Here is a 21,382-nt window from a genome sequence, read left to right on the forward strand (position 1 = left end):
ACTAAATAAGAACTAAATAATAATAAGGATAATACATAAAATTAAAATTAGAAAATAATAGCGATATGGCATGTGTTTGTATAATGTATTGCATTAATTAAATTTATAATGGTTAATTTGGTGTAAGGATGTTAAAATTAGAAAATGTATCCAAGTCATGGAAAGAATTTCAATTAAAAAATGTTTCGTTTGAATTGCGTGACAAATATTGTGTAATTTTGGGTCCAAGTGGTGCTGGAAAGTCCGTAATTATTCAGTGTATCGCAGGAATTTTGGATGTAGATAACGGTAAAATTTATTATGATGATGAAGATATAACTGATTTAAAACCAGAACTCAGAAATTTTGGATATGTACCTCAAAATTACGCATTATTCCCAAATATGAACGTTTATAAGAATATAAAATATGGAATGACTATTCGGAACATTGGTAAGCTAACTGCCGATAAAAAAATAAAGGATATTGCAGAATTTTTAAATATATCCCATATATTAGAAAGAACGCCAAAAACACTCAGTGGTGGGGAACAACAGAGGACTGCATTAGCAAGAGCTTTGGTGTTAAATCCTAAACTTTTATTACTCGATGAACCTACTTCAGCATTGGATATACACATTAAAGATACTGTAATGGACGAATTGAAGAAAATAAGTGAATTAACCCCTGTAATTCATATTACGCATGATTTTGTAGAGGCAAGGACTTTGGGGGAAAATATCGCCATAGTAATTGACGGAGAATTGAATGATTTTGGAACAAAAGAGATATTTAAAAAGCCAAAAAATGAAAAGATTGCTAAATTTTTAGGTTATAATATAGTATCTGAAAATAATACAAAATTGGCAATTTCTCCTGAAAATGTTAAAATTAAAGCTGTTGAAAATACCAATGCTCCTAAAAGTACTAGTACTAATTTAAACAACCAAAAATATGGAATTGTAAATGGTTTTATTGATTTTGGATACTATAAAACAGTAAGTGTCTCATACAACAATAAAAATTTAAAATGTATTTGTGATGAGGATTTTGATATTAAATCGGGCGATAGTGTATCCATTGATTTTGAAAATATGATTCGCATCTAAAATATTATTTTTAATTTTATTTTTATTTTATTATCCATTTTTTATTATCCATTTTTATTTTAGATTTTTTTATTTTTAGTTAAATTTTTATTATTCACCATACTTCAATAAATATTAATAAATATTAACAAATATTAACATATACTATAAGGAAATATGAAAATATAAAATTTAAAATTAATCTAAATAAATTTACACATTTACACGGTGAAATAATGAATTATTTTGATTTTAGCGCAGAAGAGATTAAAGAAATATTAATTTCAACATTTGCAATAGCAATTATATTCGCATGGCCATTAAATTTAAGCCAAGCAGGATTGATAAACTTATTAATAGCTTTAATAGCTGTAGGTACTGGGTTTATATTTCACGAACTAGGCCATAGGACTGTAGCAAAACATTACGGCGCTTGGAGTGAATACAGGGCTTGGTATGAAGGTTTAGCAATAGCCTTAATATTGAAAATATTAATTGGAATAACGTTCATAGCTCCTGGTGCAGTTTATATAAGTAAGGATTACCTTACCCACGAGGAAAATGGCAAAATTTCAATAATTGGGCCTTTGATAAACTTTGGATTGGCATTTATATTCTTAATCCCGTTAATTTTGGGCGTAAAAATACAAAATATATACTTATGGAATTTAGGAATCATGGGCTTTTTAGTAAATATAACACTAGCATGGTTTAATATGCTTCCTATTCCACCATTTGACGGTTCAAAAGTATTAAGCTGGAATAAAGGTATATGGATAGGAGTTTTCGGAGTATTCACTATCTTCTGGTTATTCAATAGTACAATTGTAAATACTATACTCGGTGCGTTTTTATAATGCTATAATGCTATAATCTATAGCTGAACACGATTTAAACCTATTTAAGGATAATGGGTAAACAAATATGGAAATTAGGGGATTTTATGGAATTTGAGTTATGGGTACGGATTATTAAAGAAAACATTTCTAAAAAGCAAGTAGACCCTTGGAATATCAATATTTCAGATATTGCAAATGAATATTTGGAAACGATTAAAGAGTTACGAAAATTTGATATAAGGCTCTCCGCAGATGTCGTTTTAGTGGCTAGTATTTTGCTAAGGATGAAATCTGAAATTTTATACGGGGAGTGCGAGAATGCTTTTGATGACGAAGAAGAGGACGAAGTAGTCAACGAAGATGATAGAATGGATGAAGATTACAATGATTTGGAAACTCAACCTATCCCTATACTAACAGACCCAAAAACAAATGAAAACTCTACAAAACAAACTACTGTAACTTTAGACGGGCTTATAACTACGTTACAATCCGAACTTAATAAAATAAAATCCAAAAAACCGAGAAAAAAAAGAACTCAATCTCCGAGTACCATTGCAACCAATTTAAATAACTTAATCGAAGAAATGGTTGAAGAAGACGATATTTCAGATATTATGGATTATATAATTGAAGAATTAGGGAATTCAAAGGATGGAAATTTTATATTCCAAGAAAAATTTGATACTCGGGAAAAAGTTATAAAAAACTTTCTACCATCTTTATATTTGGCAAATGATGGTAAAATAGATTTGTTACAAGAAGAGTTATTTGAAGAATTATACGTTCAATTAAAATCAAAACAATGATTAAAATAAACTAATAAAAAATAAACTAATAAAAAATAAACTAATAAAAAATAAAATAGTGAAGTTATAGTAAATTAAATTCATAAATATTTAATTCATATTCTTTTTTATCATTAAGGTCTTTAAGAATTAATTTATCATCAATAATATTATTTAGGATTCCATTATACATTTTACCCGTATAAATATGCTTTAAAGTAATTTCTTTACCAATAGATTCTTTGAGCGCCATATTCTCATTAACTATCGCATTAACGGCTTTATTCGAATAATATAAGCCTTTTTTAGTTTCTTCACCAAAGTAAGCAGAGGTTAGTTCCATATCCTCAATAAATGCTTTTTTATCCTTATTATGAACTGTATCACGTAATTTAATACATTCATTTATAAAAGTATCATGAACAGTGGTAACTCTATCGTTGTTCATTTGAATATCAGCGTATAAATTTGCATTTTGTCCCACGATTCTACCGACCATATTAATCATCATTTCATAAATCGGGGATGCAAAATTCCGAGAGTCCTTTATACTTACGCCAAGCTCTCTAAGTGTAGAGCCTAATGAAATATGGACAAAGTGAGTTAAACCTTGAATTACGCTTATAATTTCGTCATGCTGTTGCGGGGTAACGACGATTACTTTCGCCCCAGCATTTTCTAAGAACTCTTTAACTTTCTCAAAGTGCTTATTATCGCACCTCTCAACAGGTGTGAGAATTACAACTTGTTCAGCAATTGAAGGCACTGAAGGTCCAAACATTGGGTGAGTCGGAATAATAGAAACACCAGTTTTTGTAAATTCCATCATTTTTAAAGACGGTTTTTCCTTAACTGAAGTCATATCCATTAATATGCTACCTTTTTGTACATGTGGGGCTACTTCTTCTATAACTGATAGAGTATGACTAATAGGAACAGCTATTATCACAATATCAGCGTTTTTTGTAGCTTCAACATTGTCAGAGCAATAATTTAAGTCAAGTTCTTGGCTTACGGCCGTACCTTTTTCCTTATTTCTGCCAGTAACTGTTATTTCAAAATTAAAATTGTCATTTTTTTTAATACTATCCTTTAAAAATTTGGCAAACCATTTTCCAAGACCGTCGGTTCCACCAATTATAGAAACTGAAATTTTTGAAGCATTTAAATTCATAATATCACAAATAAAATTGATTAAGTTGTAAATTCTATAAAATTTTATAAAAAAGTATATTGTCTTTGCTATTATATTATAATATCACAAATAAAATCGGTTAATGGTACTATGTATCGAAAAATAATAAAAAAAAAGAGAATGGAATTAAAAATATAATTGATATTTAATTAAATAAATCATATTAAATCAATTACATCATTGGAGGCATTCCGCCCATTCCGCCCATTCCTCCCATATCCATATCAGGAGCTCCTCTTAATTTTTCAGCAGCAATTACATCGTCAATTCTTAATAACATTTCTGTTGATTCAGCAGCTGACTGAATAGCTTGTGTTTTAACTCTTAATGGTTCAACAACGCCGTTTTCACACATATCTTCAACTTCGCCAGTGAATACGTTTAAACCAGCGCATTTGTTGTTACTTGCGTGAGCAGCTCTAACTTTAACTAAGATTTCAATAGCGTCTAAACCAGCGTTTTCAGCTAATGTTCTTGGAATTACTTCTAAAGCATCAGCGAAAGCTCTAACAGCTAATTGTTCTCTTCCGTCAATTCCTTCAGCGAATTCTCTTAATCTCATAGATAATTCAACTTCTGTTGAACCTCCACCTGAAACAATTTTACCGTCTTCGATTGTACATGCTACAACACCGATAGCATCGTCAACAGCTCTAGCTACTTCTTCGATAACGTGGTCTGTTGTACCTCTGATTAACATGGTAACCGCTTTAGGAAGTTTGCATTCTTTAACAAAAATCATTTTGTCTCCGGAAATTACTTCTTCTTCTACAATTCCAGCATCACCTAAGTCTTCAGCTGATAAATCTTTGATGTTTGTAATGATGTTAGCGCCTGTAGCTTTTGCTAATTTTTCCATGTCTGACTTTTTAACTCTTCTTGCAGCCATGATTCCTTCTTTAGCTAAGTAGTGTTGTGCTAAGTCATCGATACCTTTTTGACAGAATAATACTGTAGCTCCTGCGTTTTTGATTTCAACAACCATGTCTTTTAACATTTTTTCTTCTTGTTCGATGAATTCCATTAATTTTGCAGGGTCTGTGATTCTGATTTCAGCATCTGTTTCAGTTTCTTTTACTTCAATTGCACAGTTTAATAATGCAATTTTAGCACCTTCAACTTTTTTAGGCATTTGTGCGCTTACTCTTTCTTTGTCGATTAAAACACCTTTAACTAATTCGGTTTCATCGATTGAAGCACCAGATTTTTTCTCAATTTTGATTAAGTCTTTTTCAACTTCTCCGTTTTCACTTACTGCAGATACAGCATCAACAATGATGTCAGCTAATTTAGCTTTAGCTTTTTCAGCACCTTTACCAGTGATTGAGGTCATTGCGATTTTTGTTAAGATTTCCTTGTCTTCTGAGCTTACTTCGCAAGCAATTTCTTTTAAAACTTCTTGACATTTTTGAGCAGCCATTTGGTATCCTTTAACAACAATTGTTGGGTGTACGTTTTGGTCTAATAATTCTTCAGCTTTTCTTAATAATTCACCAGCTGTAACAACAGCAGTTGTTGTACCGTCTCCAACTTCTTTTTCTTGTGTTTTTGCTACTTCGATTAACATTTTAGCAGCAGGGTGTTCAACACTCATTTCTCTTAAGATTGTTACACCGTCATTTGTTACAACAACGTCTCCCATGTCGTCAACTAACATTTTATCCATTCCTTTTGGACCTAATGTTGATCTAACTGTTTCAGCGATTATTCTACCAGCTAAGATGTTCATTCTTTGAGCATCTCTACCCATGTATCTTTTCATATTTTCAGGTAATACACCTTGGTTTGGACTTGCCATAATAGCACCTCTCAATATTTCAGCTTTTTTACTTAGTAAGTTTTATTAAGTTAGTAATAAGTAATATTTTAAAAAAATTTAGATGGTCAATTGTAACCACTTCGGTATATATATGACTAATAGGAAATATATAAAGATTTTTACTTCGTATAATTAAATATTTCGATATTATAAATATTTAAAAAACTATGTTTAAAACTTTTTGAATTATTATTTTGTTAAATTTATTAAAAAATAAAAAAGAATGTGATGAATGAGAAAACTAAATGATATTCTTTTCCCCCAAAAAGATTATCATTTATAGTACAACCCCTTATAACACCGTGTTTCCCATCCCCGTTAAAACAGTCTAACTTAAAACAGCATAGATTTGATAGTTATGGCTATGATGTAGTGCCCGCCTCCCTCCCAAATTAGACTTTCCAACTATGTTATTAATTAGGTATTAAATTATTCGATTATTCTAGTTAATTTACTTATTTTAATTACGTCCCTATTATATTATAAGTTATTATATCTTTATATATTTTATCATTTAATTTAAGAATGTTTATAAGAATATTAGGCGTCTAATTATCCTTATGGTTAGATATATGCTAAAATTTAACTGATTAGCCTTTAATTTAAAAATATATCTTTTTTTTAAACGATATTACAAAATATAATAGCTTTGAATCTTCAAAATAATGAATTATGATACTAATTTAGCGTCATATTATAATTTAAAAAAAATAAAATATAATAAAAATATAATAAAAAAGAATTAATAAATATTTTATTTAGCGTATTTTATTTTTTGTACGAATAATAATGAAATACAAGAAATTACTGCACCGATAACAAATGGTATTTTCCAGTTTACAAGCCATAATGCACCACCAATTAAGGGCATTAAAACTGCTAAAATGTGATTTATTGTAAATCCTGTCGCCACAGAAGGCGCAATGTCTTCCGGTTCAGCTGTTTTTTGGAAATATGTATTTATACCTATTGCAAAGTTAAAGAAAAAGTTGTCCACGATATACATAAGAGCGGCAACTAATGGATTCTCTACAAAGGCATATATAAGAAATACAAATATTAACATAGTGTATTCAATAGATAACATCTTTTTTTCGCCATATACGTTAATATATTTGGCAATTTTCGGGTAAACCAAAAATGAAATTATATTATTCATTATAAACAATGTAGTTACTTGTATTACGCTAAAATGGTATTTTTCAACCAATAAGAACAATACAAAAACCATAAATATTTGTCTTCTTGCACCACTAAGGAAATTAAGCACATAGTAAAGCCAATATTTGCTCTTTATCATCATTTTTTTCTTTTGAGGGGGAGTTTCTGGAACATTTGGAGAATTCAATAATAGATATAGCCCTCCAAGTGTTATAATTGACCCTAGTACCAAATAATTATATTTCAGTGACCAATATGATGCGGTAAACCAAATTATAATTCCAATTATTATATTACCCAACGCAGAAAGACTTTTTATTTTTCCAAACATTAAAGGGGCTTGACGTTTTGTAAAATGTTGTAAAGTTAAAGATTGATTCGTGGTTTCGAAAAAGTGGAATCCTAATGACATCATAAATGTTGTAAACATTAAACCTTCTACAGATGGGAAATAACCTGTCAATGCAACTCCAATTCCTGAAATAACTATAGATAACGCAGCTAGTCTATGTTCTTTTATTACCATTAACACATAAACTACTAAAAATGTTAGAAATCCTGGTATCTCCCTAATAGATTGAATCATACCAACCTGCAAACCATTGATACCTACGATATCCACCCCAAAGTTGTTAAATAATGTATTCCATATTTGCAAACCTATTGTAGCCAGGATGGATAACGGTATTAAATAATAATACATAGGATTATTTTTTAATTCTTTAAATTCTTTCATATATACCATCAAATACGTAAGTGTTACTAATTTAATCTTTTTTTAAGTTTTACTAATTTATTTTTTTATTTTTTTATTTTTGAGTATTAATTGATTAATATTTACAAGTTTTGATATATAGTCTTATTCCTGAATAATAATATATCTTTAATTGTACTTAATAAATTTAAGTGTAGTTAAATATATATACTAGAAACACTAATCTATTATTACAAGAGATTGGAGGTGTAAAAAAATGTTTTCCAGAACGGGACTCAAAGGTATTAAAGCTAACAATTAATGAAGTATAATACGTTATACTATAAAAATTACAAGAGATTGGAGGTGTACGAAATGTTTAATAGAGTAGGACCTAATGGTATTAAAATTACTCCGTAATGAAGTATATCATTTAATAATAGAAAATGACTTTTAATAATTAAAATTTATTAATAATTAATATCTAATTAATTGTTCCAATTAAAAATGCTGTTTTATAATTATATATTTACGTGAATTGTTTCACATGTTTTGTCGTTATTTTTACAAATACAACTATAATTTTTATAAAAGATTTTATCTATTCGCTAATGATTTTATTGTAGTTTATCGTAGTTTATTTTAATTTTATTTTAGTTTATTTTATTTATATAGTATATTTTTTTATTTTTTACGTTTATTTGTCATTATCGAATATTACCTAATTAATTTTATATATTATGTGCATATATTATTATTGTCCAAATTTTGGATTTAATTTAACATAAAATTTAATTTTAAACTATTAAAATACGATATATCATTAATTATGTGATATATAATTTATACAAAATTTACATAAACTTTAATTTACAACCGCTATTTGGGGATAAAATGGAAAATAACGAAAAAACCATTGAAACCGTAAGTAGTACTGAAAATACTATTCAAACTAATATTCAAAATACTGTACAAGCTGATATTAAAGAAGATTCTGAAGTTATAATCTCTTTAAGGAACATATGGAAAATATATCCCATGGGGGATTATAAAGTTACGGCACTTAAAGATATTAACTTAGATATCCGAAAAGGAGATTTTGTAGCAATTATTGGTTCATCAGGTAGTGGTAAATCAACCATGATGAATATGATAGGTTGTTTGGATATACCTACCGAAGGAGACGTTTATTTATACGATAAAAATATATCCAAGCTTTCAGAATCTAACTTGTCTGAATTAAGGGGTCGTTCAATTGGTTTCATATTTCAGCAGTATAATTTAATACCAAGTATGAGTGCACTCGAAAATGTTATGTTGCCCTTACAGTTCCAAGACGTAAACGATAAAGACGCAAAAAAAAGGACAATACGCGTTTTAGAGATGGTTGGTTTAGGGGACCGTATAAAAAATTTACCGACCCAACTTTCAGGAGGTCAACAACAAAGAGTCTCCATTGCGAGAGCTTTGGCTTGTAATCCTGATATATTACTTGCAGATGAGCCAACCGGTGCTTTAGATAGTAAAACAGGTACTCAGGTTTTAAAAATATTACAAAAATTGTGGAAATCTGGTAAAACAATAATCATGATTACGCACGATTTAAATCTTGCAAAATATGCAAATACGCAAGTTGAATTAAAAGACGGACAAATCATTCGAAATGAATTAAATAAAAATCGAAAAGATTTTGAAGGTTTAGACGATTTAAATTTAGAATAGAATAGCTAACAGATAATATGATAATAATTTAATAATCATTTAATAATCATTTAATAATCATTTAATAATTTTGAAGAGGGTAATTATGTTAGAGAATTTTAAGGAAATGAAATTAGGAATGAAATTTGTATTTATGTACTACGTATTAGCATCAGTTTTTGCATTAATGGGCACTGCTACTGCCATGGCATACCTTGAACCTAGATTATTAACCGGATTTGTTCAAGGAATGCCTGCAATTGCAATAAATATATTAGTGTTTGGTATTTGGACAATACTTGCATATGGAATCTATTCTGCAAAGAAATGGGCTGAAAAAGGAGTGCTTGCATGGAATGCTTATGGAATCTTGTTTTCTCTAATAAATTTAGTTATGGTTATCGCAATACCTGATTCATTATTGAACACAGTACCTGCAGATATGAAAGCTGAATTATTGGCGGGAGCAACTGCAGCTGAAAGTGCAATGATTTTAGAATTTATGAAATACAGTGTAATTGCATCAGATATCATAATAATATTGATATCAGGGAGTATATTGTATTACATATTAAAAAATAAGTATTATTTCAGGAATTAATTAATATTATATTCTTAAAATGCTTTATTTTTATATTATTTTATCTTAAATGGAATTAAAATTAAAAATAACTAAGATAGCCAAGATAATTAAAATAATTATACTAATTAACATACTAAATGGTTTATAAAATAAAGAATACAAAAAAATGACGCATAACATAATTAATTTAAAATTTCTAAAGCATATTAATTTACAATTTACAGTAAAGGTGTAGATATGAATATTCAAAGAATTATCACGTTACTGTCGGTTCTATTAATTTTCACAATACCGGCATACGCAGAAACTACAGACTATACATACAGTGATTTGGCAAAGTTCAATGACCCCGAAGTAATTCAATTAATAAATATGAAAATGGTTAATCAAAACCCGGACCCTGCTATTGCGGGTGACGTATTCGAATTTAGGGTCAGTGTAGAGAATATTGGCGGTTTATCTGATGGAAATTATATTTTAGAAGTTAACCCAAAATATCCTTTTGAAGCCGTACCTGGCGAATCCTTAAAATCACAAATCGGAGTTATTGCAGATTATCAAGATGGTAAAGATGCAATCATCTCAAAATTTAAATTGAAAGTTGCAAAAGGTGTTTATGCAGGAGATTATCCTGTTGAAATAATGCTTTATAAAGTGGGCGAAAAAGACACCGGTTTAAAGAAAGAAATATACATTAACGTTGCAAATAAAGAAGCTACGGAAGTTAAAATAAGCAAAAAGGAATTCAACGCAGGAGAAACTACTAAAATGGTATTTACCATTAAGAATGTAGGTTCTGCTAATTTAAAAGATGTAACATTCTCATGGAATACTGCAGATAATGTTTTATTGCCTGTGGGTTCCGGTAATTCAAGATATATTCAAGAATTAGACGTTGGTCAATCTACAGATATCGAATATGACGTTTCTTCAAGTACTGACGCAGACCCTGGTTTATATCAGTTAAATATCAATATGACATTTAATGATTACAAAAATGGTAGCAAACAGTCAATTCTTACAACAGCGGGAGTTATAATAACTGGTAATACTGACTTCGAAGTAGTATATTCAGAAAATCAAGATAATTCTTATTCATTTTCTGTTTCAAATACTGGGAAAATTCAAGCAAACTCTGTATCGGTAAGTGTACCTAGGCAAGATGGCTGGACAATATCGGGACCTGATACGGTAATCATAGGTAATTTATTACAAGGAGACTATACTTACGCAAGTTTTAGCTTAAGTCCTGAGGGTAATAATCAAAATATTACTCTAAATGTAAAGTATACTGATGATAAGGGTGTTAGACAGACTCTTAAAAAAGTGGTAAATTTACCAAATAATACAGACCCTACGTCAGAATTTAGTGGATTAAAAGGAGCTAATGATAAATCAGACGGTTTAGATTATAGCTTTGTACCATATGTAATAGTTGGCTTACTATTGGTAGGTGGCGTAGCTTATTACATCATAAGAAGAAGAAAAAATTCAAAAAAGAAATTAGATATTTAATCTATTTAATTTACTTAAATTATCTAATTTATTTAATTATTTAATTACTTAATTATTTATTTTAGGTATTTTATTTGAAAATATCGCATATTTTTACTTTAATTTATTAAAAATTTAAAATAATCGCTTAATTTAAACAAATACCCAAAGGGTGTAACTGTGAATAAATTAAAACTATTTAACATGTCAATAAAAATGGTTAAAAATAGTAAATTAAGAAGCTGGTTAACCATAATTGGAATTATAGTTGGCGTGGCTTCAGTTATTACCATAATTTCCACGGGTGAATTATTCCAAGATAAAGTTTCTGAAACTATTTCTGGTTTTGGAGGTAGCACGATATCGATACACGCACAAAACAATGGCGAAAGTTCTATTCATGATAAGGACCCTGAACTTACCCGTACCGATGTAATGGTGCTACAAGGTCTACCCGTTGTGAAATACGTTAATCCGAAAGTGTCGGTTTTTGCAGAAGCTACGTATGGTACTAAAAAGACTAATTTTTATGTAGAAGGTGTTGACCCAGGGGTTTGGCCTCAAATATCCGACCAAAAATTGCTAGAAGGTAGGATGTTTTCACCATCTGATAGAAATGTAATTTTAATTACAAAAGATGTTGCAGAGAATTCATTTGATAGAAAAGTTGGTTTGAACCAAATGATAAATTTAAATGGAAAGTCTTTCCGAGTAATCGGTATTTTAGATGACGATAGAGGAATTAGTAGCTTTTTCGCATCAGGAGTTTATATTCCATACAAAATGGCTTATGAAATACCTGAAAAGGAAGGTTTATCTAGGACTAAAAAAAGAGACGTTTATGATTCCATAGAAATTAAATTAGCTGACGATGTAGATTATAATTATTCAATGAATTCAATTAAAAAAGCTCTTAGGACTTCAAGGCACGTAACAGAATCTACCGAAGATTTTACCATATTTTCTTCAAAAGATATATTGGAAGGTACAAAAGATATATTAAACTATATAACTCTATTCCTTGCATTTATTGCAGGAATTGCATTACTAGTGGGTTCTTTAGGTATCGCAAACACTATGTTTACCTCAGTTTTAGAGAAAACAAAAGAAATAGGTATTATGAAATCGATAGGTGCTAAAAATAGGGATATATTGATGTTATTCTTATTTAACTCAGCTTTAATCGGTTTAATCGGTGGTATATTGGGGGCAATAATCGGAATTGCAATTACTCAAGTCATAGCTTATGCAATAGCAATGCAAATGCAAACACCATATACGTTTGTAATCAGTATGAACGGTATTATAATTTCATTATCTGTATCAATACTCGCAGGGCTTATTTCTGGAGTGATACCTGCTTATAATGCTTCAAAATTAAAACCGGTAGATGCTCTAAGACATGATTAGTAATACAATTAATAAAACAATTAATAACATAATTAATATAAATAAATATTTTACTTTTTTATTTCTTTTTATTTTTTATTTTTTATTTTTATCTCCATATAATTTATAGGGTAAATTAATTTGAATCTATAGATATATCCATAAAAATAAATAGTATAAAAACAAAACCTCTATAAAAATTAGGTTGATATAACATGTACGCAGTTTTGATATTAGAAGATGGAACAGTTATACGAGGAAAAGGATTCGGGGCAGAATCCGAAGTTTTAGGTGAATTAGTTTTTAATACAAGTATGACTGGTTATGTGGAAGTTTTAACCGACCCATCCTACAAAGGACAGATAGTTACTATGACCTACCCATTAGAAGGAAATTACGGCGTAGAAAAAGAATGGTACGAGTCTGAAGCAATCCATTCAGAAGGTTTTGTCATAAAAGACCTTACAAGCAATGAATTAGACGATTTTTTAAAAGAGCATTCAATCCCTGGAATTTATGGCGTAGATACTAGATATATCACCAAAAAAATAAGGTCAAAGGGTGTTTTAAAATCACTTTTAAAATCTTCAAAACATGAAATAAAAGAAGAAGAAATAGCAAATCTTGTGAAAAAAATAAGTGAATACCAAGATATTTCAGAAATAGAATTGGTTTCAAAAGTTTCAACAACTAAGAAAATAGTTCACAATCCTAAAAATGAAAATAACACTAACAATAATAACAAGGACGCAATAAAATGTGTTTTAATTGATTGTGGTGTTAAATCAAGTATTATAGACTGTTTAACCGAAAGAAATTGCGAAGTTATTCAAGTACCTTACAATACAACTGCAAAAGAGATATTGGATGAAAAACCAGACTTTGTTTTAATCTCAAATGGTCCAGGGGACCCTGAATTAGTAACTGAAACAATTGCTACAATAAAACAATTAATCGGCAAACTTCCAGTCACTGGAATTTGTATGGGTAACCAATTGTTAACTTTGGCATTGGGTGGTAAAACTTACAAGCTTAAATTTGGTCACAGGGGTGGAAACCAACCTGTTAAAGATTTGGAAACCGGAAAGGTTTACATGACCTCACAAAACCACGGTTTTGCAACCGATTATGAAAGCATACCTGAAGGTTATGAAATAGCAAATATTAATTTAAACGACGACACGGTAGAAGGAATCCATAAATTGGTTGTAGAAAATGAAAATAGTACAAAAATGCCAGTTTGGAGTGTACAATACCACCCAGAAGCAGGACCTGGCCCACATGATGCAAGATTTTTATTTGATAAAATGATAGAAATGGCATTAAAATACAAAAACTAACAATTAATTAACTTAATAAATTAACTAAATAACTCTCATTTTTATTTATTTTTTAAAACAACTTTTTTAAATTTACTTGTATTTTTATATGATGATATGGTAGATTATACAGATATTCTAATTATTTAGATTACACAGTAGATTATTTAATTTAAAAATATTTTGTGATATTATGGATTTAGAACTTAGAATAAGAGCTTTAGAATCTTCAAAAGATGCTCTAAGTTTATTAGATAATAGAAAGCTTATTTCAAAGATAGATTTTGATAATTTAAATAAATTGCATACCGATTTTTGGACAGATTCTTTAAAACTAATCAATACTGTCAGTACTACTCATAAAAACAAAAATAATGCATCTAATATCTCAAACTCAAAAGCTCTCGTAGCTTTTAGTGGTGGTGTAGATAGCACTATTTCGGCATTACTTGCAAAAAAATTGTTTAAAACTGATTTAATAACAGTTTATTCCCCTATAATTATAAATAATGAAAGAAAACAAGAAATAAGCAATTTGGCTGAAAAATTAGGGCTCCCTCATACATTTGTAGATGTTGATTTATCAGAAATTAAGGAAAACACTATTAAAAAGAAATACCATCCTTGTGGCAAGTGCCACACGGCAATAGAGAACATAGCATTAACTTATGCTTTAAATAATGGTTATGATTACGTAATTTATGGCGATATGTTATCTACCGGCTCTTTATCTATTCATTATTTAAAAAATGGCATTATTAGGCTAAATATGCCCTCATTTTTAGCTTTGGAAAAAAATGATAGTAGAAAATTATTAAAGCACGAAAAAATAAATATTGTGCAATCATATGGCTGTAATTTATTAAAAATAGCCAATAAAAACAAAAATATGCAGAAATTTACAATTCAGCGTATATTGAGGGAAGTAAGGGCGCAAGTAATAACAAAAGAAGAAGGTTTAAAAAATATAAAAGATATATTAAGTTAATAGAAAATTAATAGAAAATTAAATTGTAGAACAAATTGATACTGTTACGCCATCATTTTTTAATTTAGGTAATATTAAATCAATAGATTCTAAAACATCTTTTTTATTTTCCACTAATAAATTATTTTTATTTTTATTATCTATTTCATTATCTATTTCATAATCAATATGTTCAAGTACATCTAAGATTGCACAAGGCTCAGAAACCCCATAAGTTCCAATATTTTTGTGTACGAACTCAGAACGTTCCAAAGTACCTTTTTTATCAAAATTATCATAAATATTATTTAATTCTTCGATAGAGTATATATTCAATGATTTTTTAAACTTTGAAGCAGTATCGATAATTCCTTTCTCGTTTTTTTTCACTTCAACTGTAGAAAAGCTATTAATACGCCACGCGGGTATATTTCTAAGGTAGCAAGCTTTTTTAATAGTCCAATATACCTTATGACTAGGAATATCTTTTCTTGCACCAATACCAAAACAAATTGGTTTTGCTTTTAACACTATGGTGTCTTCAAATATCCAACTATCATTTTTATTTCCTAACTTATCATCTTTTGAATCATGATACGTTAATTCGTAACTTTCGTTTAATTTTTCAGTTTCTGAATTTTTCCAAGATATAGGAATACTTAATTTTGGTTTATATTCTAAAACAGCTTTGTTTATTTGTAGTATATCTTTTTTAGAAGGAGTTTCTAAAAAATATTTTTCAGAAAGTACATCAATACCAATTTTATTGTTCACATCTGAAGCAGTGGTTTTTGAAACATTAATTTGCAATTCATCGCCCAATAATTTAGAGAAATACATGCCATGCCCTAAATGACTTGATAACAAAGGTATTATATTATTTCCCATCTCATCAACTGCAATAACAAAAGGGTCTTTGGTTTTATCTTTTATATATTCCTTTAATTCTCCTAGTATATACTTTCTTAGGGTTATTCCAGTAGCCATTATAAATATAAAACCTTTTTCATCCCCTTGGGGCTTAAATTCTTTTGAATACTCTAGTAAACAGTCATATTTGTAAAATTCTAATACTTTTTTTATTTTTTCGCCAATTACTTTGCCATTTTTCGTAATATATAAAATTTTTATCATATTTTTACCATTTTTAGTCAATCAATTTACTTTTAGTATATTTTTAAAATATATTAAACTTACTATTAATTTAATTAAAGTAATCTTTAAAATAATAAAAAAGAATATATTAATTTAGTTATATGGTATTTTAGTTACTTATACAATCGATTTTGCAATTGAAAATGTAACAGTGCCTTCAATTATCCCTGCAACTATTATTAATATTACCGAAACAACAAATATCCTTAACGCATCCTGTAAATAAATTTTGTGGAATTTAGAATCTTTTATCCATCTTAAAATACCTATAAATACAATAATTCCTGCACTACTAGATAGTATAAATCCAGGTATCTCAAATATTCCATGAGGGACTACTAACAACAAGAAGGTTGGTAAATCGCTAATTGAAGCAACGTAAGCTAATACAAACGAATTAAATACTAATATAATCAATGAAAATATTGTTAGTACCAGGTTTAAAAATATCACAAATAGATTGTTTATAATTATTGCAATGGTTAAATCTATGAATCCCATATTCCTAAACTGTTCAAATTGGGGTGCTAAACTCTGAAATATCGTATTTCCAAAGTCTTCAAAGCCCATTATGTTATATCGTATCATATAATATGACAAAATAAAAGAAATTAAAAATATCGCTGTCGTTGCATATATGATGTATTTTTGCCTTTTAAATGCGTAAAATGTTTCCAATACCGCATAAACCTTTTTGCTCATCCTATCCCCTTATATTTTGATTGCCAAACCATAAATTATTTATTTAAATCTTATAAAATTAAAGCTAACATTGTTAAATAACTACTTATAAAATTACAATAATAATTATATTCCAAATAGTATATATTATCTTTATATTTAATAAAATTATAACTTTTAGCTTATTACTTATTAATTTACAAAAGTATATGCGATAAATTATAAACGATAAAATAGAACATATAAAAAATTAGTAATTAGGTTTTCAAATGGATAATAAAAATATTACGAATTTAATAGACAATCAATATATAATGAAAAAATTGGCCAAATACGCAGTAAACTCAGAATTATTATTGGATTCAGGGATGAAAATGTGTATTTGTGCAGACGATGAACAAGAAAAAATAAAGAATGAATTTTATAAAATTTTACACATATCTGTACAAAATCCTAACGTCTACACATTATTAATTTGTGCAATATTGATGGATGAAGAGGGAAAGGCCGGAAATATGCCTTTTGATTATGAGAGCGACCCTACGTATATATATTCTGATGAAGTAATTGGAATGAGTATTGCAAATGAAATAGCAGGTACTAAAGGAACCTTTAATTTTAAGTGGTATGATGCTAAAAAACCAGGTATAATTGGTAAATTGGATAAAGAAGGATATATGTATTTGGACGATGCCGTAGCTGGATTGGTGGCAGGTTGTATGTCTAAATTATTTGAAAACATAAATTAATCTAATAATGGATAGATTAAAATGTAGTAACATTATAACTTATTAAATAAATTAAAAATTATTAAATTAATGTCTTATTAAAATTAGGAATTAATCTTTTAAAATAGTTAAAAAAGGGATATTGTGGATATAAAATATTTATATGAAAAAATAACAAATATTGAAAGCCTTGAGGACGAATTTCCCATTTTAAAAAGCCATATTACAAGAATGGATCCATTTTTATTGGAAGAAGTAATTGGAAGGCTAAGAAAACAGATTTACATCGTTGATAAATATAATCCAGTAGTTAGGCCGGCGATAGACCCTTTTGTTTCTTCAGAATTGGGTATATACCGACGTTTAGACGATATAGAATTGGGAAAATTGTTAAATTACCCAAAATGTTGTGTAAATTCATTTTCCGAACAATGCAGGTTTGGTATTGATTCAGAACATTTAAAAGATGTAGATAATTTAATAAAATTGCTAAAAACTGAAGATGATAAAGTTATAGATTCTGAAGATTATAAATTTTTTAAAAAATATATTCCAAATATAAACGATGTATACGCTATAGTTTTACCGTCAGGATTTATACCTTGTAATATCATGTGTAAAGAAGCTTGGAAAAATAGATTAATAGGTACAGTTGACCAAGGAGAGTTTAAACAGTTAGAAGAGTTAGAAAAATTACTTTATTGTGAATTACCTCATTTACACGGGGCTTATGAAGAATATTTTGAAAAAATAATATTGGATGGTAAATTATAGCTATAAATATATTACTTAAGATATTTTAAAGGTATAATAAAATAATTTTAATCAATAATTGGTAGTCAATTCAATGAATTAAGGATTATGAATTACAAATTAACGAATATTTCTATTTAAATTTATATTTTGGTGATATTTATGTATATTATTGTAGCAGGCATGGGTAGAGTTGGAAGTACGCTTGCTAAATCATTATCAGAGAAAAATTATGATTTAGTAGTCATTGATAGTAGAAAAGAAGTTTGTGACGAAGTTGCTGGAGAGTTGGACGCTTTAGTATTGAATGGGGATTGTACCAAAGTTAAAACTTTAGAAAATGCAGGAATTGAGGAAGCAGACGTGTTTATTGCAGTAACAGGTAATCAGGAGTTAAATTTAATAAGTGGTTTGATTGCAAAAAAACATGGTGTGGCAAAAACAATTGCAAGAGTTAGCGAACCAAGTTATAAGGAAGTTTTCGAGAGTTTAGGAATTGATGTAATTATAAGTCCTGAATTAGTAGCTGCAAAATACTTGGAAAAGCTAATTGACAGACCTGGTGTAGTAGATTTAGCAATAATTGGTAGGGGGGACGCAGAAATTTTGGAATTAATCATACCGCCTAATTCCGAAGTTTCAGATAAACAAATTAAAGAATTAGGTGCAAAGGATTACGTTATAATTGCAATTTATGAAGGCAGTGAATTAAAAATACCTGATGGAAACACTGAATTAAAGCCATATGATAGAATATTATTGCTAGCCAAGTCAGAGTCTTTGGATACCGTTAGAAAAACGTTTTCAAGCGGAGAATTGTAAGTTAATAATTAAAAAAAGTAAATAATTAATATTTTTTATTTTTTATTTTTTATCCTATATTAATGTTGTATTGTATTATATTTTAATCTATTGTACTTTATATTTTTACTTTCCAATTATTTATTATCCTTTTTTGATAAATTTAGACAATATTCTATTATTTTTTTCGGAACATCTACAAAATGTATCATTCCACTAAATTGGGGTGTAATATTCATTTCTAGAATTTTAAAGTCTTTTTCCGTTACTAAAACGTCAACCCCCACTAATTCTGCTTCTAATTTCCTAGTGGCATTTAATACGCATTTTTTAATATCTTCACTAATTTCAAATTCTTTGATTGTAGCACCAAGTGAATAGTTCGCTTTCCAATTTTCATGAGGTATTCTTTCCATACAACCGATAACTTCCTTTCCAAGGACAAAAACCCTTAAATCGTGCTTATATGGGACATATTCTTGTAAAAATATCTCTTTATTCGAAGAATTAATTAAATCACATATATTGTTTAATTCTTTTGAATCTCTCGCCATAAGTACATTATTTCCATAACCGCCGTAAACAGGCTTTACAACTATGGGATATTCAATATTTTTTTCTACTAATTCTTCAATATCCTTAAATTCTTTTGAATATGTCAAATAAGATTTTGGCATAAATTCATTTAACTTTACGTAAGTTAAATATTTATTTTGGCAAGTTTCAACAGCTTTAGAATTATTAATAATTTTTACAGTCTTTAATCCTTTTTTTAAATTCTTTTCGTTGATACTTTCAATATATTTTAAAACATACAATCCCCGAGTTAAAAAATCTCTTTCAACTCTCGATATAATTATATCATATTTTAATATCTCTTCTTCATTTCTAAAATTGATAAATTGGTTTGTATCTATAAATTCTATAGAATTAATATTTCCTTTATTTTCTTTATTTTCTTTATTTTCAAAGTAATACTTAAATTCTTCAAATATCCTTAAATTTTCACGGGTTTTTTTACCACATAATATTCCGATTTTAATAATATCACCATATTTGACATTTTTAATAACTTATTTTTTACTATTTTAATTTACTTAATATTTGTATATATATTATGAGTATCAAATATATTATTGTAAATAGATTATATACAGAGTGGCAGAATACTAACTAAAAAATAGATATATGCGAATTTGGGGGTGAATTTAATCATATTATTTGAGGTTAGTATAATAATAAAATGCTTAAGTTAAGCGGAGGTATATTATGGGATTTGGAGATGATTATGTTATAAATCCTTTGAAGTATACGATAAGTAATATTAAAGCACTTTTAATATATACGGTATTAGGATTTATACCCCTGGCTTTATTGTTAGTAGTAGTGTTAACAACTGGAATATCACTTATTTCCCAATATGGTTCTAGTTTGGACAATATGACGCCGGAAACAATAATAATGTTGTTAACAACTGCAGGAATTGGATTTCTAATATGGTTGGTCGTATCTATATTGATTTCCCTAGCTACAAATGGTTATATTGTAAAATTGGTAAAAACTACCGTGGAAGGGGAACAACAGCTACCAGAATGGGAAGAATGGGGCGATTTATTAACTAAAGGTCTTATATTTGTAATTGGTAGTTTTTTAGTGGCTGTAGCATTCTCGATAATAAGTGCAATACTTGGATTTCCATTTGATTATTTAAGAATACCTGCAATTGCAGGGCTTATATCTATTATTGTATCCATATTCCAAATGCTTTATACGCCATTAGCAGCTTCGAACTATGCTTATACAGAGCAGTTTGCGGCTTTCTTTAGAGTTAAAGAAATAACTGAAATGATGAGTTTAAAGTGGCTTGCAGTACTCATTGTAGTAGTTATTGTATCTATCATAATGATGATACCTACATTTGCATTAGTTGCAGGCTTTGTAATATCCTTAATCGGTGGTAGCTATGAAATGAGTGCTATTGTAGGTATGTTAGCAGCAATAATGGCAGCATTTACATCTTCGATAGTTTCCTTCTATGGGTACAGATGTTATGCTACTTACTATAAGTCGGTAATAGGTAATCCTATAGGTAGAATGGTCTTTAATAAAGTAGGACACACAGATATGGATGAATCTACAAAAGATATGGATTAAATAGTTAAATATTTTATTTCTTTTTTTTTAATTTTAATATTATTTTTATTATCTTTATTATTTTTAATCACTGTAATTTTTAAATAGTCAAAAC

The 21,382-nt window shown here is 28.5% G+C and carries 19 protein-coding genes; 13 read left to right on the forward strand and 6 right to left on the reverse strand.

Translation table 11 applies throughout. The annotated features are described in order from the left end of the window. The first annotated feature begins 128 nt into the window (after positions 1–128). From M2325_RS00980 to M2325_RS00990, 3 genes are all read left to right on the forward strand, one after another. Positions 129–1,088: an ATP-binding cassette domain-containing protein gene (locus tag M2325_RS00980; protein ID WP_209590164.1), complete on the forward strand. Its 960-nt coding sequence runs from the start codon at positions 129–131 to the stop codon at positions 1,086–1,088. A 215-nt stretch (positions 1,089–1,303) separates the two neighbouring features. Beyond that, positions 1,304–1,924 carry a site-2 protease family protein gene (locus tag M2325_RS00985; RefSeq protein ID WP_209590165.1) on the forward strand — a complete coding sequence of 207 codons (621 nt, stop codon included), beginning with the start codon at positions 1,304–1,306 and terminating at the stop codon, positions 1,922–1,924. Between the two features lie 86 nt (positions 1,925–2,010). After that, positions 2,011–2,715 carry a segregation/condensation protein A gene (locus M2325_RS00990; RefSeq protein WP_209590166.1) on the forward strand — a complete coding sequence of 235 codons (705 nt, stop codon included), beginning with the start codon at positions 2,011–2,013 and terminating at the stop codon, positions 2,713–2,715. A 64-nt stretch (positions 2,716–2,779) separates the two neighbouring features. On the opposite strand, the gene M2325_RS00995 is transcribed toward M2325_RS00990, so the two are convergent. From M2325_RS00995 to M2325_RS01005, 3 genes are all read right to left on the reverse strand, one after another. Next, complete coding sequence (locus M2325_RS00995; protein ID WP_259050578.1) at positions 2,780–3,868, reverse strand: prephenate dehydrogenase/arogenate dehydrogenase family protein; 1,089 nt, start codon at positions 3,866–3,868, stop codon at positions 2,780–2,782. Positions 3,869–4,061: 193 nt separating this feature from the next. Then, positions 4,062–5,687, reverse strand: coding sequence for a thermosome subunit alpha (gene thsA, locus M2325_RS01000; protein WP_209590168.1), 1,626 nt, complete (start codon positions 5,685–5,687; stop codon positions 4,062–4,064). 775 nt (positions 5,688–6,462) lie between these two features. Continuing rightward, entirely contained in the window at positions 6,463–7,614 is a 1,152-nt protein-coding gene (locus M2325_RS01005; protein ID WP_209590169.1) for an MFS transporter, read from the reverse strand. 987 nt (positions 7,615–8,601) lie between these two features. Between M2325_RS01005 and M2325_RS01010 the strand changes: the two genes are divergently transcribed. The 6 genes from M2325_RS01010 to M2325_RS01035 all read left to right on the forward strand — a co-directional run bounded on the left by M2325_RS01010 (position 8,602) and on the right by M2325_RS01035 (position 15,037). Then, positions 8,602–9,285, forward strand: coding sequence for an ABC transporter ATP-binding protein (locus M2325_RS01010; protein ID WP_245314098.1), 684 nt, complete (start codon positions 8,602–8,604; stop codon positions 9,283–9,285). Between the two features lie 85 nt (positions 9,286–9,370). Next, positions 9,371–9,865 (forward strand): hypothetical protein, encoded by a 495-nt coding sequence (locus M2325_RS01015; protein WP_259050580.1) that lies wholly within the window; start codon positions 9,371–9,373, stop codon positions 9,863–9,865. Between the two features lie 219 nt (positions 9,866–10,084). Further along, on the forward strand, positions 10,085–11,362 hold the full coding sequence (locus M2325_RS01020; RefSeq protein WP_259050581.1) for a COG1361 S-layer family protein: 1,278 nt from the start codon (positions 10,085–10,087) through the stop codon (positions 11,360–11,362). A gap of 159 nt (positions 11,363–11,521) precedes the next feature. Continuing rightward, positions 11,522–12,751 carry an ABC transporter permease gene (locus M2325_RS01025; RefSeq protein WP_259050582.1) on the forward strand — a complete coding sequence of 410 codons (1,230 nt, stop codon included), beginning with the start codon at positions 11,522–11,524 and terminating at the stop codon, positions 12,749–12,751. A gap of 194 nt (positions 12,752–12,945) precedes the next feature. Next, positions 12,946–14,070 (forward strand): glutamine-hydrolyzing carbamoyl-phosphate synthase small subunit, encoded by a 1,125-nt coding sequence (carA, locus tag M2325_RS01030; protein ID WP_209590174.1) that lies wholly within the window; start codon positions 12,946–12,948, stop codon positions 14,068–14,070. 172 nt (positions 14,071–14,242) lie between these two features. Next, positions 14,243–15,037, forward strand: a complete 795-nt coding sequence (locus M2325_RS01035) for a DUF7411 family protein (protein ID WP_259050583.1) — start codon at positions 14,243–14,245, stop codon at positions 15,035–15,037. Positions 15,038–15,055: 18 nt separating this feature from the next. Here the strand turns inward: M2325_RS01035 and M2325_RS01040 are convergent, their stop codons facing one another. Then, positions 15,056–16,150, reverse strand: a complete 1,095-nt coding sequence (locus tag M2325_RS01040) for a cobalamin biosynthesis protein (RefSeq protein WP_259050585.1) — start codon at positions 16,148–16,150, stop codon at positions 15,056–15,058. Between the two features lie 138 nt (positions 16,151–16,288). Further along, the gene (locus M2325_RS01045; protein WP_209590177.1) at positions 16,289–16,873 is read right to left on the reverse strand and encodes a stage II sporulation protein M; all 585 of its coding nucleotides are present in this window, start codon (positions 16,871–16,873) and stop codon (positions 16,289–16,291) included. A gap of 248 nt (positions 16,874–17,121) precedes the next feature. Here M2325_RS01045 and M2325_RS01050 point away from each other — a divergent pair, with 248 nt between their 5' ends. The 3 genes from M2325_RS01050 to M2325_RS01060 all read left to right on the forward strand — a co-directional run bounded on the left by M2325_RS01050 (position 17,122) and on the right by M2325_RS01060 (position 19,155). Beyond that, positions 17,122–17,601 carry a phosphatidylglycerophosphatase A gene (locus tag M2325_RS01050; RefSeq protein WP_209590178.1) on the forward strand — a complete coding sequence of 160 codons (480 nt, stop codon included), beginning with the start codon at positions 17,122–17,124 and terminating at the stop codon, positions 17,599–17,601. 123 nt (positions 17,602–17,724) lie between these two features. Continuing rightward, a complete protein-coding gene (locus M2325_RS01055; protein WP_209590179.1) occupies positions 17,725–18,354 on the forward strand; it encodes a DUF483 domain-containing protein in 630 nt (209 codons plus the stop codon). A 141-nt stretch (positions 18,355–18,495) separates the two neighbouring features. Continuing rightward, positions 18,496–19,155, forward strand: a complete 660-nt coding sequence (locus tag M2325_RS01060) for a potassium channel family protein (protein WP_209590180.1) — start codon at positions 18,496–18,498, stop codon at positions 19,153–19,155. A gap of 116 nt (positions 19,156–19,271) precedes the next feature. Here the strand turns inward: M2325_RS01060 and M2325_RS01065 are convergent, their stop codons facing one another. Beyond that, the gene (locus tag M2325_RS01065) at positions 19,272–20,204 is read right to left on the reverse strand and encodes an ATP-grasp domain-containing protein (protein ID WP_310572590.1); all 933 of its coding nucleotides are present in this window, start codon (positions 20,202–20,204) and stop codon (positions 19,272–19,274) included. Between the two features lie 199 nt (positions 20,205–20,403). On the opposite strand from M2325_RS01065, the gene M2325_RS01070 reads away from it, so the two are divergent. Further along, a complete protein-coding gene (locus M2325_RS01070; protein ID WP_209590181.1) occupies positions 20,404–21,288 on the forward strand; it encodes a DUF4013 domain-containing protein in 885 nt (294 codons plus the stop codon). The last annotated feature ends 94 nt before the right edge of the window (positions 21,289–21,382 follow it).

Source organism: Methanococcus voltae PS, assembly GCF_024807035.1.
Classification (GTDB): Archaea; AGJL01; Methanococci; order Methanococcales; family Methanococcaceae; genus Methanococcus; species Methanococcus voltae.

Coding starts and splice junctions, on each gene's coding strand:
- carA (WP_209590174.1), top strand. CDS start 12,946: ATGTACGCAGTTTTGATATTAGAAGATGGAACAGTTATACGAGGAAAA.
- M2325_RS01050 (WP_209590178.1), top strand. CDS start 17,122: ATGGATAATAAAAATATTACGAATTTAATAGACAATCAATATATAATG.
- M2325_RS01010 (WP_245314098.1), top strand. CDS start 8,602: ATGGGGGATTATAAAGTTACGGCACTTAAAGATATTAACTTAGATATC.
- M2325_RS00990 (WP_209590166.1), top strand. CDS start 2,011: ATGGAATTTGAGTTATGGGTACGGATTATTAAAGAAAACATTTCTAAA.
- M2325_RS01060 (WP_209590180.1), top strand. CDS start 18,496: ATGTATATTATTGTAGCAGGCATGGGTAGAGTTGGAAGTACGCTTGCT.
- M2325_RS00995 (WP_259050578.1), bottom strand. CDS start 3,868: ATGAATTTAAATGCTTCAAAAATTTCAGTTTCTATAATTGGTGGAACC.
- M2325_RS01045 (WP_209590177.1), bottom strand. CDS start 16,873: ATGAGCAAAAAGGTTTATGCGGTATTGGAAACATTTTACGCATTTAAA.
- M2325_RS01040 (WP_259050585.1), bottom strand. CDS start 16,150: ATGATAAAAATTTTATATATTACGAAAAATGGCAAAGTAATTGGCGAA.
- M2325_RS01015 (WP_259050580.1), top strand. CDS start 9,371: ATGTTAGAGAATTTTAAGGAAATGAAATTAGGAATGAAATTTGTATTT.
- M2325_RS00985 (WP_209590165.1), top strand. CDS start 1,304: ATGAATTATTTTGATTTTAGCGCAGAAGAGATTAAAGAAATATTAATT.
- thsA (WP_209590168.1), bottom strand. CDS start 5,687: ATGGCAAGTCCAAACCAAGGTGTATTACCTGAAAATATGAAAAGATAC.
- M2325_RS01035 (WP_259050583.1), top strand. CDS start 14,243: ATGGATTTAGAACTTAGAATAAGAGCTTTAGAATCTTCAAAAGATGCT.
- M2325_RS00980 (WP_209590164.1), top strand. CDS start 129: ATGTTAAAATTAGAAAATGTATCCAAGTCATGGAAAGAATTTCAATTA.
- M2325_RS01020 (WP_259050581.1), top strand. CDS start 10,085: ATGAATATTCAAAGAATTATCACGTTACTGTCGGTTCTATTAATTTTC.
- M2325_RS01005 (WP_209590169.1), bottom strand. CDS start 7,614: ATGGTATATATGAAAGAATTTAAAGAATTAAAAAATAATCCTATGTAT.
- M2325_RS01070 (WP_209590181.1), top strand. CDS start 20,404: ATGGGATTTGGAGATGATTATGTTATAAATCCTTTGAAGTATACGATA.